The sequence below is a fragment of the Azospirillum soli genome, from assembly GCF_017876165.1.
Lineage (GTDB): Bacteria > Pseudomonadota > Alphaproteobacteria > Azospirillales > Azospirillaceae > Azospirillum > Azospirillum soli.
Map to the genome: position 1 here is coordinate 65,712 of NZ_JAGINQ010000015.1, position 14,662 is coordinate 80,373.

Genomic DNA, 14,662 nt, shown 5'->3' on the forward strand with positions numbered 1-14,662 from the left:
TGGTCGTGAACGAATTCTAATGTTCGATCAATTCCGGCGGTGCGGGGAGCCAGGTCATGGGAATCGGCGGCGTTTCCTCACCCTTTGGCTCTGTGAAGCCGCAGAAGCCCAAAGCCAAAAAAGGAACGCCCCCATGCGCTCGCCCATGTTCGCCCCTTTTCTCCGCTCGGCCCTTTGTCTCGGCGCCTTCTGTGCCATGGCCTTCGCTCCGCCCGCGATGGCGGCGGGCCCGGCGGCGTTCGCCGCCAGTCCCCCGTCCGTCTCCGCTTCCGGTTCCTTCATTGTCGGTCATGGCACGGTTGGAACGGGGCCGGAAGCCATCCTCGTCATGCACGAGTGGATGGGCGACCACAGCAACTACGCCGGGCTGCTGCCGTATCTCAACACGAAGGCCTTTACCTACGTGTTCGCCGATCTGCGCGGCTACGGCTGGTCCAAGGACGTGAAGGGCGACTACACCGCCGACGAGGCCGTGTCCGACATGTTCGCCCTGATGGACAAGCTGGGGCACAAGCGCTTCCACATCGTCGGCCATTCCATGTCGGGCCTGATCGCCCAGGCCATGGCGGCCAAGGACAAGACCCGCATCAAGAGCCTGATCGCCGTCACTCCGGTCCCGGCCGCCGGCTTCAAGACCGACGATGCCGGCTTCCAGCGGCTGGTGGCGGTGATCGACACTGACGACGCCATGCGCGGCGCCATCAAGGCCCGCGTCGCCCAGCGCTACACCGACACGTGGATCGACTACAAACTGGCGATCGCGCGCAACGCCACCAGCCGCGAACCGATGCTTGGCTATCTGAAGATGTTTACTGGCACCGACGTCAGCGCCGCCGTCGCCGGCCTGGATGTCCCGGTCCTGCTTATTACCGGCGCCGACGACATTCCCTTCTACCAGGAAGCCGCCGAGCGCCCGAAGTTTGAGGCCGCCTACAAGAACCTGACGGTGGAGACGATCCAGAACGCCGGGCATTACCCGATGCTCCAAACTCCGCCGCTGCTCCTCGCCAAGATCGAAAAGTTTGTCGAAGCGAACGTCAAGGACTGAAAAGAACGAGGAGGATGGAGCGTGCCCGTCATCGTTTTCGAATCTGGCCAGTTGAGCAAAGAGGTCAAGGCGGAGCTGATCCAGCAGTTGACCGATGTCTCGGCAAAAGTGACCGGCATCCCGAAGGAGCTTTTCCTCGTTTCGATCCACGAGCTGCCCGACGATGACATCGCCGTGGGCGGCGTCACCGTCACCGAGTTGAAGCGGAGGCTGGCTGAGTCGAAGCCCTGAGAGCCTGTTTGGAAACGCTTTGTGCCGTGGATATCCCCCAGTCTCGTCATTGCCGCGAAGGCGGGGATGACGGGTACAAGGGTGCAAACGGTCTCTGAGCGTCCGGTTCTTGAGCATCGGGCCGGCCGCAGGTCGGTCCGCCCGGAGCCCAATGCGTCTGGCGTATCGGGATCTGGCGCTACAGCGCCCGCACCTGCATCTTGATCGGGCCTTCCGCCTTGCCGTGGACGAACTGATCCACGAACGGGTTGCCGGAATCGTCGATGTCCTTGGCGTGGCCGGTCCAGATGATCCGGCCCTGGTAGATCATGGCGATCCGGTCGGCGATCTTGCGGGCCGAGGCCATGTCGTGGGTGATCGTCACCGCCGTCGCGCCAAGATCCTTCACGCACTTCACGATCAGTTCGTTGATCACGTCGGCCATGATCGGGTCGAGGCCGGTGGTCGGCTCGTCGAAGAAGATGATTTCCGGCTCGTCGGCGATGGCGCGGGCGAGGCCGACGCGCTTCTGCATGCCGCCCGACAGCTCCGCCGGGGACAGCTCGCCCACCTCCGGCCCGAGGCCCACGGCGGCGAGCTTGGCGAGCGCGATCTCCTTGGCCTGCGGGCGGGGCATGTGGGCGCCCTGGATCAGGCCGAAGGCGACGTTCTCCCAAACCTTCAGGCTGTCGAACAGGGCGGCGCCCTGGAACAGCATGCCGAACTTGTGCAGCAGCTTTTCCCGCTCGCGCGGGCGCAGCCGGGTGGTCTCCTCGCCGTCGACGCGGATGGAGCCGGAGTCCGGCGTCAGCAGGCCCAGGATGCACTTCAGCATCACCGACTTGCCGGTGCCCGACCCGCCGATGACCACCAGCGATTCGCCCCGGCCGACCTCCAGGTCGATGCCGTTCAGCACGGTCTTGGGGCCGAAATGCTTGTGGACGCCCTTGAGCGCGATCTTCGGGACCTGCGTCATGACTGCGCTCACTTCGTCGAGAAGAAGATGCCGGTGATGAGGTAGTTCCACACCAGGATTAGGATCGAGGCGGAGACCACCGCGTTGGTCGTCGCCGCGCCCACGCCCTGCGCGCCGCCCTTGGAGTGGTAGCCGTGGTAGCAGCCCATCAGCGCGACCACGAAGCCGAACACCGCCGCCTTCACCAGGCCGGAGATGACGTCGATCGGCTCCAGGAACTCCCAGGTGCGGTTGATGTAGGAGGACGGGTTGAAGTCCAGCCGGTAGACGCCGACCAGGAATCCGCCGAACACGCCGATGATGTCGGCCACCAGAACCAGCAGCGGCAGCATGGTCAGGCCGGCCAGCAGGCGCGGCGCCACCAGATACTTGAACGGGTTGGTGGACAGCGTGGACAGGGCGTCGATCTGCTCGGTCACGCGCATGGTGCCGATCTCGGCCGCCATGGCGGCGCCGATGCGGCCGGCGACCATCAGGCCGCCCAGCACCGGTCCCAGCTCGCGCGTCACCGACAGCGCGACCACCGTGGCGATGGCGCCCTCAGCCTGGAAGCGGGAGAAGCCCGAATAGCTCTGAAGCGCCAGCACCATGCCGGTGAACAGCGCGGTCAGCCCGACCACCGGCAAGGAGTAGTAGCCGATGTCGATCATCTGCCGCCCGATCTGCCGCAGGTAGAAGGGCGGTCGGACGCAGTGGTACAGAGCGATGCCGGTGAACAGCGCAAGCTTGCCGGTCGCTTCCAGGAAAACCAGGAAGGCACGGCCGGTGGCTGCAAGGAAACCCATCAAGCGACCTCAGGCGGACGGGTCCCGATAGACCCTGTGGTAGCGCGCGCCGAGGGAGGTCAGGATCTCGTACCCGATGGTGCCGCCCTCGGCCGCCACGGTGTCCACCGGGCGGTTGGGGCCGATCAACTCGACCAGCCCGCCGGGCGCCACCGCGCCGTCGGGCAGGTGGCTGACATCCACCGTCACCAGATCCATCGAAACCCGTCCAACCACCGGCACCGGCACGCCGTCGACGAACACGTTTCCGCGCCCGCTGAGCGAGCGAAGATATCCGTCGGCATAACCCACTGCGATGGTTGCGATTTTCCCCTTAGCCGCAACGCGGTGCGTGGCACCGTAGCCAACGGTCATAGGGCTGTCAACGTTGCGCACCTGAAGCACGCGGGCGTCGAGCCGGATGGTGTCCCGCATCGGGTTCGGCCCGGCGGGCGTCGGGTTGACGCCGTACAGCGCGCAGCCCGGCCGGGCGAGGTCGAAATGGGCGGCCGGCCCCATGAAAATGCCCGACGAATTGGCGAAACTGGCCTTGGCCGCCGGCAGCCGTCCCAGCGCCGACCGGAAACGGCCGAGCTGCTGGGCGTTCATCACCGTGTCCTCGTCCGCGCAGGCGAGGTGGGTCATCCAGACCTGAACGTCGATGCCGTCGATCAGCGAAAGATCGCCCGCCAGCCGGTCCAGCTCGTCCGGACCCAGCCCGAGTCGGTTCATGCCGGTGTCGATGTGCACCACCGCCGGCAGCCGCTCGCCGCGCGTCCGGGCATAGGCTTGCCACGCCGCGATTTCGCCCAGATGGTTCAGCACCGGCAGGATGCGGTTGGCCGTGAAATCGTCCTCGCAGCCAGCGGGCAGCCCGCCCAGGCACAGGACCCGCGCGTCGGGCGCCACCGCCCGCACCGCCAGAGCCTCGTTCAGCTGCGCCACCACGAAGGTCGTGCAGCCGGCCGCCGCCAACGCCGGAACGACGCGCGCCACGCCCAGCCCGTAGGCGTCGGCCTTGACCACGGCGGCGCATTCGGCCGGCGCCACCCGGTCGCGCAGGCTGCGCCAGTTAGCGACGACGGCGTCGAGATCGACGGTCAGGATGGCGCCGGCGCGGGCCGCTGCTTCGGACATGTTCAGAATCACTCGTCGGGGCCGAAATCGTGCGTGGTGTCGAGATCGCCGAATCTGGTGAACTGGCCGTCGAAGTAGAGGCGGACGCTGCCGATCGGACCGTGACGCTGCTTGGCGATGATCGCCTCGGCGGTGTTGTGCACCTCCGCGTAGCGGCGCTTCCAGTTCTCGTAGCGGTCGTTGTACTTGTCCTCGGTCTCCTCGGGCCGGCGGGCTGGCTCGGCGCGCTCAAGATAATACTGTTCGCGGTAAACGAACATCACAACGTCGGCGTCCTGCTCAATGGAGCCCGATTCGCGCAGGTCGGCCAGCTGCGGCCGCTTGTCCTCGCGCATTTCGACGGCGCGGCTGAGCTGCGACAGGGCCAGGACGGGGACTTCCAGCTCCTTGGCGATGGCCTTCAGGCCGCGCGTGATCTCGGAGATTTCCTGCACGCGGTTCTCGTTGCCCCGCTGCGAGGTGCCGCGCAGAAGCTGAAGGTAGTCCACCACCACCATGCCCAGACCGTGCGTGCGCTTCAGCCGGCGGCAGCGTGTGCGGACAGCGGCGATGGACAGCGCCGGCGTGTCGTCCACGAAGAAGGGGACGCGGCCAAGCTCCACGCTCGCCTGGACGAATTTGGGAAAATCGCTGTCCTTGATCTCGCCGCGTCGGATCTTGTCGCCGGACACCTCGGCCTCGCCCGCCAGAATACGGGTGGCTAGCTGCTCGGCGGACATTTCCAGCGAGAAGAAGCCGACGCAGCCGCCTTCCTCCCCGTTCGAGCGCATGTAGGCCTTGGCGGCGTTGAAGGCGATGTTGGTCGCCAGCGCCGTCTTACCCATGGACGGGCGTCCCGCCAGGATGATCAGGTCCGACGGGTGCATGCCGCCCAGCTTGCGGTCGAGATCGCGCAGGCCCGTGGTCACGCCGGTGACGTGGCTCGACCGGCGGAAGGCGGTTTCCGCCGTGGCGATGGCCGCCTTCAACGATTCGGCGAAGGCGACGAAGCCGCCCTGCACGTCGCCGGTGGAGGCGAGGTCGAACAGCTGCTTTTCCGCCGCCTCGATCTGGTCCATGGCGTCGATGTCGAGGTCGTGCTGGTACGCCTCGTTCACCATGTCCGTGCCGACCTCGATCAGCTGGCGGCGCAGGAACAGGTCGTGGATGGTCTTGCCGTAGTCGCCGGCGTTGACCACCGTCACCACGCTGGCGGCGAGCTGCGCCAGATAGCTGGAGCCGCCGTCCGGAGCCAGCTCCGGGTCGTTGTCGAAATAGGCCTTCAGCGTGACCGGGTTCGCGATCTGCCCGCGCTCGATCATCTTGCCGATGGCGGCGAAGATGCGCTGGTGGGCCGGGTCGAAGAAGTGCTCCGGGCGCAGGAACTCGCCGACCTTCTCATACGCCTTGTTGTTCACCAGGATGGCGCCGAGCAGCGCCTGTTCCGCCTCCTCGTTGTGGGGCGGGGTGCGGTACTCGGCGGCCGCCTTGGCGCCGACACGGCCTTGGCCGCCGTCCATGGGGCGCGGCTCGAACAGCTGGGTGGTATTGTCGTCCATGGCCGGCACTGTATCAAAGTGGAGGGGAGGGGAGCTGTGCCAACGGCGACGACCCTACCCGAAATATTGTGCATAACTTTCATCCACATGGGGAGAATTCCGGGGATAAGCCGGAAATGCAAGCCGCTCCAGCGGCCTACCCCAAGCGTCAGGCGGCTACATCCGGTGTATGAAGGAACGTGCGTTCAGCCTCGGTCATGTAGTCGCGGGTCATCGGCACCGCGCCGACCGACCGGGCCAGCTGCATCTGAAAGACCATGTGCCCCTGGTAGCGGAAGCTGATCTCCGCCCCCGCCAGATAGAATTCCCACATTCGGCAAAAGCGTTCGTCGTACATGGCCTTTGCCTCGTCCCTGCGGGCCAGGAAACGTTCCCGCCAATGGCGCAGGGTCTGGGCGTAATGCAGGCGCAGGACCTCCGTATCCGTGTTCCACAGCCCGGCCCTTTCGACCTCCGGCAGAACCTCCGACAAGGCCGGAGAGTAACCACCGGGGAAAATGTACTTGCGGAGCCATGGGTTGGTCGCCCCTGGCCCGTCGGAACGCCCGATGGAATGCAGCAGCGCCACCCCATCCTCGGCCAGCAGTTCCCGTATCTTGCGGAAGAAGGCGCTATACTGCGGTACGCCGACATGCTCGAACATGCCGACCGAGACGATCCGGTCGAAGGTCCCCGTCATCTCGCGGTAATCGCGCAACTCGAATCGCACCCGGTCGGCCAGCCCGGCCTTGGCCGCCCGTTCGCGGGCGATGGCGAGTTGCTCGGCGGAGAGCGTGATTCCCGTCACCTGCGCGCCGGTGGCCCGCGCGAGGTACAACGCCATGCCGCCCCAGCCGCAACCGATGTCCAGAACCCGCATGCCGGACTGGAGCAGCAGCTTCGACGCGACGTGGCGCTTCTTCGCCTCTTGCGCCTCGTCCAACCCTATTCCAGGCTTGGCGAAGTAGGCGCAGGAATATTGCAGGTCCCGGTCGAGGAACAGTTCGTAGAACTGACGGGAGAGGTCGTAATGGTGCGCCACGTTCCGGCGCGCGCGTTCCAGCGGGTTGTGCTGTTGGGCCAGCCGCAGGGCAGGGGCGAACGCCTCGCGAATCTGGCCGAGAATACCCTGAACGTTCTCCTGCCCCTCGCAAAGCAGCGTCAGGAAATCATAGACTGAGCCGCCTTGGATGGTGAGGCTCCCGTCCATGAAGGCCTCCCCGAATCGCAGGCGCGGGTTCAGGACGAGGTCGCGATGCAGGGCCTTGTCGTGCAGGCGGAGTGTCAGGGCCGGCGTGCCGCTTCCCAGCCGATGAACCCGGCCATCGGCATCGACGAGGTCCAGGGCACCCGCGGTCACCGCGGGCTTCAGCAAACGGGCGAGAAGCATACCGTCCCTCCACACGGACGCATGCCGACTCACGTGGGAAGCCAGCCCGGCGCGTGCGAAGGGTTCATCCGGCGCACCCTGAAAGGGGAACCCCGATTTCGGACTCTAAAAAGCGGAAAAGCCGCCTCGCCCCTTGCGGGGCGGGCGGCTTCCGGACGAGCGAACTGAACTCGTGTGAGAGGCGGGTTAGGCCTGCTCGGAGTCCTCGGCCTCGACGGCCTCCGGGGCCTCGTACTCGTCTTCTTCCTCGTCGCGCAGATCGGCGGCGGTGACCATGCCACCACGCTGAGCCTGCAGCTCCGCCTCTTCCTGCGAGCGGGCGACGTTCACCGTGACGGCGATGGTCACCTCGGGGTGCAGGACCAGACGGACCTTGAACAGGCCGAGCGTCTTGATCGGCGACTCGATGGCGACCTGCTTGCGGTCGACCTTGTAGCCGGCGGCGGTCAGGGCGTCCGCGACGTCGCGGGTGGTGACCGAACCGTACAGAACGCCGGTCTCGCCGGCCTGACGGATGACCACCACGGTCACGTCGGTCATCTGGGAGGCGACCTGCTCGGCGTCCTTGCGGCGCTCCAGGTTCACGGCCTCCAGGTGGGCCTTCTGCTTGTCGAAGAACGCCATGTTCGCCTTGGTGGCGCGCAGGGCCTTCTTCTGCGGCAGCAGATAGTTGCGGGCGAAGCCAGGACGCACCTTCACGACCTGGCCCATCTGGCCGAGCTTCTCAACCCGCTCCAGCAGAATAACTTCCATCACTCGTCCTCCTGATCGGGGCCGGCGGGCCGGAGACGGCGACGCAGCCCAATCCATTGCTCGATCATGCCAAGGCCGACCATCAGCATGATCGGCCAACCGAAGAGAAACAGGAACATGTAGAACCCGACGAGGATCGGCGTCTTGGCCGACCGGCTTCGGGCAAACGCATGCACCACCGAAAGTCCGGCGAAGGCGAAGGGCAGCGCCAGGATCAGCGCCGTGTTGAGCGCGAGGAACCCGACCGGATCCGGTGCGACCGACGCCGCCAGGACGGCGGCCAGGAACGCCGGCGACAACCACCGGGGCAGTTCCAGATCGACCAGCCGCATGGGCGGACGCCGGTTGCGGCCGAACCGCATCAGCGCTCCCTGCGCCAAGGCCCCGTTGACGATCGTCATGGTCAGCCATGAGACCACCACAAGGCCCGGCAACACCTCGGCCATCCAGAAGGTTTCCGGGTCCGGGGCGGGTTGCCCCTGTGCGGCGAACAGCTGCTCGGCCATGCGGCCCAGCGTGTTGCGCACCGCGCCCTCCAGCCCGTCGGGCTGTCCGAGCGTCAGAACCACGGCACCCAGAAGGGCCGCGAGCCCCATTCCGGTCAGCCCCATCAGGAGCCGGCCCGGAGGATACCATTCGATGCCCCCGTCGGCGGCCGTCCGCGCCAGCAGCGCCTGCCGGACCACCAGGATGACCGGAAAGGCTCCGGTCACCAGATAGGCCAGCGCGACGAGCAGGCTCGACGAGACCGCCAGCACCGCCGCCGTCCCCGCCAATCCGGCGATGACGGTCGCGGTGGAGCCGAGCCACAGTCCCATGAGGAACAGTGGCAGCGGCGCCAGATAACCCAGGATCAGCGCGCCTGCCCCGCCGAACAGAACGGCGAGATAGAGAAACGCGCTGACCACGCCGACTCCGATGGCAGCCGCCAGCGGGGCGACCAGGGTCGAGGCCATGGGGACACCTATGCCTTCGCCGTCCGAATCCTAAAGCCTTACTTCACGATGTACGGAAGCAGGGCCAGGAAACGGGCGCGCTTGATGGCGCGGGCGAGCTCCCGCTGCTTCTTCGTGGAAACCGCGGTGATGCGGCTCGGCACGATCTTGCCACGCTCCGAAATGAAGCGGGACAGGAGCTTGACGTCCTTGTAGTCGATCGCCGGAGCGTTCGCGCCCGAGAACGGGCAGGTCTTGCGACGGCGGAAGAACGGACGGCGCGGACCGCCGCCGGTGCGGGCCGGAGCGCCCGTGGTCTGCTTGTCGGACATTTAGGCGGTCTCCCCTTCGGCAACGGGCGCTTCCTGGCGGCGCGGCGGGCGCGGGCCACGATCGTCAAAGCGGCGCGGGCCGCGGTCGCCGCGATCACCGCGGTCGCCACGCTCGCCGCGGCTCTGCATCATCACCGACGGGTTGGCGTCGTGGGCGTCCACGCGAACCGTCAGGTAGCGCAGGACGTCTTCGTTGATGCTCAGGTTCCGCTCAGCCTCGAGCACGGCGGCGGCCGGAGCGTCGATGTTGAACAGGGTGTAGTGACCCTTGCGGTTCTTCTTGATCTTGTAGGTCAGCGTCTTCAGACCCCAGTACTCGGTCTTGGCGACCTGACCGCCGTTGTCGCGGATGATCTGGGCGAACTGCTCGCTGAGCTGCTCGGCCTGGGCGGCCGAAATGTCCTGGCGCGCGATCAGCACGCACTCGTAAAGAGCCATATTACTCCCCATGGCTGTTCATGGTCCGGCGCTGTTCGCGATCCACGATGGACCGGCCAGCCGCCCGGGCCTAGCCGACGGCATGCCGCCGGCAAGGAGTTTGAAGCGGCGCAGTATGCATAAAAGCCTTATGCGGGCAAGCGGTTTCGGGGGCGAAAAGCGGCTTTTTGTTGCCGTTCTTCAAGAACAGGATGCGCTCCGCTTGACTTGCCCAAAAGGCCGGGTATGACTGTCGCGCAATTTCCACGGCAGCGCCGCCCCTGTGGCGCGCCATGATCAGGGTTTTCCACAGCATGACCAGGGCGTTCGTCTTTCCGGGCCAGGGCAGCCAAGCCGTCGGCATGGGCCGCGAGCTGGCCGAGGCGTTCGAGGTCGCGCGGCTCACCTTCGAAGAGGTGGACGACGCGCTGAACCAGCGCCTGTCCCGCCTGATGTTCGAAGGCCCCGAGGCCGACCTCACCCTGACCGAGAACGCCCAGCCGGCCCTGATGGCCGTCAGCGTTGCGGTCACGCGGGTGCTGAAGGAGCAGGGCGGGCTCGATCTCGCCAAGCATGCCGCCTTCGTCGCCGGCCATTCGCTGGGTGAGTATTCGGCGCTGTGCGCCGCCGGCTCCTTCACGCTGGGCGACACCGCGCGCCTGCTGAAGCTGCGCGGCCAGGCCATGCAGAAGGCCGTCCCGGTCGGCAAGGGTGCCATGGCCGCGCTGCTGGGCGCGGAGCTGGAGCAGGCCCAGTCCATCGCCGCCGACGCGGCGCAGGGCGACGTCTGCACGGTCGCCAACGACAATTCGTCCGGTCAGGTGGTCATCTCCGGCCACGCCGAGGCCATCGACCGCGCCATCGTGCTCGCCGCTGAGCGCGGGCTGAAGCGTTCGGTCCGTCTGCCGGTGTCCGCTCCCTTCCATTGCCCGCTGATGCAGCCGGCCGCCGACGCGATGGCCGAGGCGCTCGCCAACGTGACCATCAGCGCGCCGGAGGTGCCGGTCGTCGCCAACGTGGTCGCTGCCGCCGTCTCCGACCCCAACGCGATTCGCCGTCTGCTGGTCGAGCAGGTCACCGGCATGGTCCGCTGGCGTGAAGGCGTGCTCTATATGAAGGAGCAAGGCGTCGACACGCTGGTCGAGCTGGGCTCGGGCAAGGTGCTGTCGGGTCTGGCCAAGCGCATCGACAAGGAGCTGGCGGGCATTTCGGTGCAGACGCCGGCCGACGTCGAGTCGTTCCTCAAGACGCTGTGAGGCTTTCCATGTTCGATCTGACCGGCAAGAAGGCGCTGGTGACCGGGGCTTCCGGCGGTATCGGCGCGTCCATCGCCCGCGCGCTGCACGCGCAGGGCGCCACCGTCGCCCTGTCGGGCACCCGCGTGGCCCCCCTGGAGGCGCTGGCCGCCGAGCTGGGCGAGCGCGCCGTGGTCGTTCCCGGCAACCTCGCCGACGCCGCCGCGACCGAGCAGCTGGCCAAGGACGCCGAGGCGGCGCTGGGCCAGGTGGACATTCTGGTCAACAACGCCGGCCTGACCCGCGACCAGCTGGCGTTGCGCATGAAGGACGACGACTGGCAGTCCGTCATCGACGTGAATCTGACCGCCGCCTTCCGCCTGTCGCGCGCCGTGATGCGCGGGATGATGAAGCGCCGCTGGGGCCGAATCATCGGCATCACCTCCATCGTCGGCGTCACCGGCAATCCGGGGCAGGCGAACTATGCCGCCTCCAAGGCCGGCATGATCGGCATGTCGAAGTCGCTCGCGGCCGAGGTCGCGTCGCGAGGAATCACCGTCAATTGCGTCGCGCCGGGTTTCATCACCACGGCGATGACCGACGCTCTGAATGGCGAGCAGAAGGACAAGCTGCTCACCAACATCCCGGCCGGCCGCATGGGCGAGCCGGGGGAAATCGCCGCTGGGGTCGTGTACCTCGCGAGCGAGGAGGCCGCCTACGTCACCGGCCAGACGCTGCACGTCAACGGCGGCATGGCGATGATCTGAGGCGGTTTTCGCTGCCTGAACGACAGGCCTGGACCGGCACCCGCGGGCGCTGGTCAAGGCTGTTAAAATGTGTTATCGGACTGGGCTTTTCGTGGCAGGACGGCACGCATATGCGTGTCGAATCAGCCGAATTCGCCCGAGCGGTCTCAAGGATTGGAAGGTCTGAAAAAATGAGCGATGTCGCCGAGCGCGTGAAGAAGATCGTGGTCGACCACCTGGGTGTCGAGGAAGCGAAGGTGACGGAGAACGCCTCCTTCATCGACGATCTCGGCGCCGACAGCCTCGACACCGTCGAGCTGGTCATGGCTTTCGAGGAAGAGTTCGGCTGCGAGATTCCGGACGATGCCGCCGAGAAGATCCTGACCGTCAAGGACGCCATCGACTTCATCAAGGCGAACGCCGCCGCCTGATAGGGCGTTGGCGCTCAGAGGGCCAGGCACCTTTTCGTTGAAAAGGCCTGGCCGTCACTGAGTTCATTCGAGGAAAGGTTAGGGAAAAGCCCATGAGACGTGTCGTCGTTACCGGCCTCGGTCTGGTCACGCCGCTCGGTGTCGGCCACAAGCTCAACTGGGAGCGTCTGGTCGCCGGCGAGTCGGGCATCCGCTCGATCTCGGGCTTCGATGCCTCGGACCTTGCCTCGAAGGTTGCCGGGCAGGTCCCGCGCGGTGAGGGCGATGGGTTGTTCAATCCGGACACCTTCGTTCCGCCGAAGGACCAGCGGAAGATGGATGATTTCATCATCTTCGCGATCGCTGCGGCCCATGAAGCAATCAAGGATTCCGGCTGGGTCCCACAGACCGAGGAAGACCGCGAACTCACCGGCGTCATGGTGGGCTCGGGCATCGGTGGTCTGCCGGGCATCGCCGATGGTGCGGTCACGCTGCATGAGAAGGGTCCGCGACGGATTTCCCCCTTCTTCATCCCGGCCTGCCTCATCAATCTGGCGTCCGGCCACATTTCGATTCAGCACGGCTTCAAGGGCCCGAACCACGCGGTGGTCACGGCCTGCTCGACCGGCGCGCACGCCATCGGCGACGCCTCCCGCCTGATCATGCTGGGCGACGCGGACGTGATGGTGGCCGGCGGCACGGAAGCCGCGGTCAGCCGGCTGGGCGTCGGCGGCTTCGCCGCCATGCGCGCCCTGTCGACCAATTTCAACGATACGCCCGAGAAGGCCTCGCGTCCCTATGACAAGGACCGCGACGGCTTCGTCATCTCCGAAGGCGCCGGCGTCGTCGTCCTGGAAGAGCTGGAGCACGCGAAGAAGCGCGGCGCCCACATCTACGCCGAGATCGTTGGCTACGGCCTGTCGGGCGACGCCTACCACATTTCCGCCCCGGCGGAGGATGGCAACGGTGGTTTCCGCGCCATGCGCGGCGCCCTGAAGCGCGCCGGCCTGAACCCGGAGGACATCGACTACGTCAACGCGCACGGCACCTCGACGCCGCTGGGCGATGAGATCGAGCTGGGTGCTGTGAAGCGTCTGTTCGGTTCGGCCGTGGACAAGCTGACGATGTCCTCGACCAAGTCGGCCATCGGCCACCTGCTGGGTGCCGCCGGCGCGGTCGAAGCGATCTACTCGATCAAGGCGATCAACCACAGCCTGGTTCCGCCGACCCTGAACCTTGAGAACCCGTCGGAGAGCTGCCTCGGCGTCAACCTCGTTCCGAAGGTTGCGCAGGAGCGCCGCGTGCGGGCCGCCCTGTCGAACTCCTTCGGCTTCGGTGGCACGAACGCCTCCCTGGTGTTCAAGGAATTCGCCTGAAGGACGACTGTCTGAGGAGTTGGCCGGATGGGCTGGCGCCTCCGGATCGCGGCGGTCGGACTCGCCGCGATCACCGCCTGCATCGCCGCCGCCTTCTGGGGTGCCCTGCGCATCATGGCCCCCGGACCGCTGGAGCACCCGACGACGGTGGCCATCCCGCGCGGCAGCGGGCTTGAAACGATTGCGCTGACGTTGAGCGAGGCGGGAGTCGTGGATTCCCCGCTTCTGTTCATCGGTGGCGCCAAGCTGGCCGGCGGCCTGAAGGCCGGCGAATACGCCTTTCCGGCCGGCATCAGCATCGACGGCGTTCTCGACATCATGCGCCAGGGGCGGACGGTGGTGCGCCGCTTCACCGTGCCGGAAGGGCTGACCTCCGCGCAGGTGGTGGCGCTGCTGGACAAGGAGCCGGCTCTGTCGGGCGAGGTGAAGGCCGTGCCGAAGAACGGCAGCCTGTTGCCCGAGACCTATCACTATTCCTACGGCGATACCCGCGCGGCGCTGATCGAGCGCATGCAGCGCGGTATGGAACAGGCCCTGGCGGAAGCGTGGAAGGAGCGGTCCAAGGATCTGCCCTTCGAGACGCCGCAGCAGGCGCTGACGCTGGCCTCCATCGTCGAGAAGGAAACCGGCGTGGCGGACGAGCGGGCCAAGGTGGCCGGCGTCTTCGTCAATCGTCTGGAAACGGGCATGAAGCTCCAGTCCGATCCGACGGTGATCTTCGCCCTGACCGACGGCAGCGGGGAATTGGGCCGTGCCCTGACCCGCGCCGACTGGAAGTTCGAATCGCCGTACAACACCTACCATGTGGCCGGGCTGCCGCCGGGCCCCATCGCCAATCCGGGGCGCGCTTCCATCCAGGCGGCGCTGCATCCGGAACGGCATGACTTCCTGTATTTCGTTGCGGACGGCAGCGGCGGCCATGTGTTCGCCAAGACGCTGCCCGACCACAACAGGAACGTCGCCAAGTGGCGCGACGTTCAGCGCCGTCAGAACGGCGATTCCGGTCAGGATTAAGCGGCGTTCGACGCCTTCAGATCGACCGGGAGCACGCCGCCGAGGCTGCCATAGGACTTGCGCGCGGCGCGCAGCTTTTCCAGGGACTCCAGGAGGCTTTCTTCCGCGAAGCCGGGGGCGAGCTGGGTCAGCTCCTGTTCCGTCAGGGCAATGAAGGAGTCCAGAAGGCGCGCGTGGATGCGGCAGGCGTGGCGGACTTCATCGGAAATCATCGGTGCGGACATAATCGGGTGCTCCCCTTTCACGGAATAGGCATGGCACTGTTCTGCGTGCTGAGGGGATTTAGCGCCAGTTCCGGTTAATGAAACTTTAAATGCAATGTATCGGCTCGATGGTAATACGGGTTACCACTTTTGACAATTGCTCGAATTCGAAACTGTATTTGATGTGAGTGCTGTGATG

General features: G+C 66.3%; 17 protein-coding genes. 7 read left to right on the top strand and 10 right to left on the bottom strand.

Annotated features, from left to right (window positions below; translation table 11 throughout):
• Nucleotides 1-133 precede the first annotated feature (133 nt).
• A complete protein-coding gene (locus tag J2852_RS21490) occupies nucleotides 134-1,048 on the top strand; it encodes an alpha/beta fold hydrolase (RefSeq protein ID WP_209879496.1) in 915 nt (304 codons plus the stop codon).
• Nucleotides 1,049-1,069: 21 nt separating this feature from the next.
• Nucleotides 1,070-1,279 (top strand): 4-oxalocrotonate tautomerase DmpI, encoded by a 210-nt coding sequence (gene dmpI / locus J2852_RS21495; RefSeq protein WP_209879499.1) that lies wholly within the window; start codon nucleotides 1,070-1,072, stop codon nucleotides 1,277-1,279.
• 178 nt (nucleotides 1,280-1,457) lie between these two features.
• Here the strand turns inward: dmpI and J2852_RS21500 are convergent, their stop codons facing one another.
• The 9 genes from J2852_RS21500 to rpsF all read right to left on the bottom strand — a co-directional run bounded on the left by J2852_RS21500 (nucleotide 1,458) and on the right by rpsF (nucleotide 9,500).
• Nucleotides 1,458-2,234, bottom strand: a complete 777-nt coding sequence (locus tag J2852_RS21500; RefSeq protein ID WP_209879502.1) for an ABC transporter ATP-binding protein — start codon at nucleotides 2,232-2,234, stop codon at nucleotides 1,458-1,460.
• Between the two features lie 8 nt (nucleotides 2,235-2,242).
• Entirely contained in the window at nucleotides 2,243-3,019 is a 777-nt protein-coding gene (locus tag J2852_RS21505) for an MlaE family ABC transporter permease (RefSeq protein WP_209879505.1), read from the bottom strand.
• Nucleotides 3,020-3,028: 9 nt separating this feature from the next.
• On the bottom strand, nucleotides 3,029-4,135 hold the full coding sequence (gene alr / locus J2852_RS21510) for an alanine racemase (RefSeq protein WP_209879508.1): 1,107 nt from the start codon (nucleotides 4,133-4,135) through the stop codon (nucleotides 3,029-3,031).
• Between the two features lie 8 nt (nucleotides 4,136-4,143).
• Nucleotides 4,144-5,673, bottom strand: a complete 1,530-nt coding sequence (locus J2852_RS21515; protein WP_209879511.1) for a replicative DNA helicase — start codon at nucleotides 5,671-5,673, stop codon at nucleotides 4,144-4,146.
• Between the two features lie 148 nt (nucleotides 5,674-5,821).
• A complete protein-coding gene (locus J2852_RS21520) occupies nucleotides 5,822-7,042 on the bottom strand; it encodes a cyclopropane fatty acid synthase (RefSeq protein ID WP_209879514.1) in 1,221 nt (406 codons plus the stop codon).
• 186 nt (nucleotides 7,043-7,228) lie between these two features.
• Nucleotides 7,229-7,795: a 50S ribosomal protein L9 gene (gene rplI, locus J2852_RS21525; RefSeq protein ID WP_209879517.1), complete on the bottom strand. Its 567-nt coding sequence runs from the start codon at nucleotides 7,793-7,795 to the stop codon at nucleotides 7,229-7,231.
• On the bottom strand, nucleotides 7,795-8,751 hold the full coding sequence (locus tag J2852_RS21530; protein WP_209879519.1) for a DUF2232 domain-containing protein: 957 nt from the start codon (nucleotides 8,749-8,751) through the stop codon (nucleotides 7,795-7,797). Before J2852_RS21530 ends, rplI begins: the two co-directional genes overlap by 1 nt.
• Before the next feature lie 38 nt (nucleotides 8,752-8,789).
• Nucleotides 8,790-9,062, bottom strand: a complete 273-nt coding sequence (rpsR, locus tag J2852_RS21535; protein ID WP_209879522.1) for a 30S ribosomal protein S18 — start codon at nucleotides 9,060-9,062, stop codon at nucleotides 8,790-8,792.
• On the bottom strand, nucleotides 9,063-9,500 hold the full coding sequence (gene rpsF / locus J2852_RS21540; protein WP_209879525.1) for a 30S ribosomal protein S6: 438 nt from the start codon (nucleotides 9,498-9,500) through the stop codon (nucleotides 9,063-9,065).
• A 293-nt stretch (nucleotides 9,501-9,793) separates the two neighbouring features.
• On the opposite strand from rpsF, the gene fabD reads away from it, so the two are divergent.
• The 5 genes from fabD to mltG all read left to right on the top strand — a co-directional run bounded on the left by fabD (nucleotide 9,794) and on the right by mltG (nucleotide 14,260).
• Complete coding sequence (gene fabD, locus J2852_RS21545) at nucleotides 9,794-10,735, top strand: ACP S-malonyltransferase (protein ID WP_209879528.1); 942 nt, start codon at nucleotides 9,794-9,796, stop codon at nucleotides 10,733-10,735.
• Nucleotides 10,736-10,743: 8 nt separating this feature from the next.
• The gene (gene fabG, locus J2852_RS21550; protein ID WP_209879530.1) at nucleotides 10,744-11,481 is read left to right on the top strand and encodes a 3-oxoacyl-[acyl-carrier-protein] reductase; all 738 of its coding nucleotides are present in this window, start codon (nucleotides 10,744-10,746) and stop codon (nucleotides 11,479-11,481) included.
• 170 nt (nucleotides 11,482-11,651) lie between these two features.
• Nucleotides 11,652-11,891, top strand: coding sequence for an acyl carrier protein (locus J2852_RS21555; protein ID WP_209879533.1), 240 nt, complete (start codon nucleotides 11,652-11,654; stop codon nucleotides 11,889-11,891).
• 92 nt (nucleotides 11,892-11,983) lie between these two features.
• Nucleotides 11,984-13,246: a beta-ketoacyl-ACP synthase II gene (gene fabF, locus J2852_RS21560; RefSeq protein WP_209879536.1), complete on the top strand. Its 1,263-nt coding sequence runs from the start codon at nucleotides 11,984-11,986 to the stop codon at nucleotides 13,244-13,246.
• A 27-nt stretch (nucleotides 13,247-13,273) separates the two neighbouring features.
• A complete protein-coding gene (gene mltG / locus J2852_RS21565; RefSeq protein WP_209879539.1) occupies nucleotides 13,274-14,260 on the top strand; it encodes an endolytic transglycosylase MltG in 987 nt (328 codons plus the stop codon).
• On the opposite strand, the gene J2852_RS21570 is transcribed toward mltG, so the two are convergent.
• Nucleotides 14,257-14,484 carry a hypothetical protein gene (locus tag J2852_RS21570; protein WP_209879544.1) on the bottom strand — a complete coding sequence of 76 codons (228 nt, stop codon included), beginning with the start codon at nucleotides 14,482-14,484 and terminating at the stop codon, nucleotides 14,257-14,259. The two genes, mltG and J2852_RS21570, sit on opposite strands and share 4 nt — an antisense overlap.
• Nucleotides 14,485-14,662: the final 178 nt, after the last annotated feature.

Coding starts and splice junctions, on each gene's coding strand:
- J2852_RS21530 (WP_209879519.1), bottom strand. CDS start 8,751: ATGGCCTCGACCCTGGTCGCCCCGCTGGCGGCTGCCATCGGAGTCGGC.
- J2852_RS21505 (WP_209879505.1), bottom strand. CDS start 3,019: ATGGGTTTCCTTGCAGCCACCGGCCGTGCCTTCCTGGTTTTCCTGGAA.
- fabF (WP_209879536.1), top strand. CDS start 11,984: ATGAGACGTGTCGTCGTTACCGGCCTCGGTCTGGTCACGCCGCTCGGT.
- J2852_RS21555 (WP_209879533.1), top strand. CDS start 11,652: ATGAGCGATGTCGCCGAGCGCGTGAAGAAGATCGTGGTCGACCACCTG.
- rpsF (WP_209879525.1), bottom strand. CDS start 9,500: ATGGCTCTTTACGAGTGCGTGCTGATCGCGCGCCAGGACATTTCGGCC.
- J2852_RS21570 (WP_209879544.1), bottom strand. CDS start 14,484: ATGTCCGCACCGATGATTTCCGATGAAGTCCGCCACGCCTGCCGCATC.
- J2852_RS21490 (WP_209879496.1), top strand. CDS start 134: ATGCGCTCGCCCATGTTCGCCCCTTTTCTCCGCTCGGCCCTTTGTCTC.
- alr (WP_209879508.1), bottom strand. CDS start 4,135: ATGTCCGAAGCAGCGGCCCGCGCCGGCGCCATCCTGACCGTCGATCTC.
- J2852_RS21520 (WP_209879514.1), bottom strand. CDS start 7,042: ATGCTTCTCGCCCGTTTGCTGAAGCCCGCGGTGACCGCGGGTGCCCTG.
- fabG (WP_209879530.1), top strand. CDS start 10,744: ATGTTCGATCTGACCGGCAAGAAGGCGCTGGTGACCGGGGCTTCCGGC.
- fabD (WP_209879528.1), top strand. CDS start 9,794: ATGACCAGGGCGTTCGTCTTTCCGGGCCAGGGCAGCCAAGCCGTCGGC.
- rplI (WP_209879517.1), bottom strand. CDS start 7,795: ATGGAAGTTATTCTGCTGGAGCGGGTTGAGAAGCTCGGCCAGATGGGC.
- rpsR (WP_209879522.1), bottom strand. CDS start 9,062: ATGTCCGACAAGCAGACCACGGGCGCTCCGGCCCGCACCGGCGGCGGT.
- J2852_RS21500 (WP_209879502.1), bottom strand. CDS start 2,234: ATGACGCAGGTCCCGAAGATCGCGCTCAAGGGCGTCCACAAGCATTTC.
- J2852_RS21515 (WP_209879511.1), bottom strand. CDS start 5,673: ATGGACGACAATACCACCCAGCTGTTCGAGCCGCGCCCCATGGACGGC.
- mltG (WP_209879539.1), top strand. CDS start 13,274: ATGGGCTGGCGCCTCCGGATCGCGGCGGTCGGACTCGCCGCGATCACC.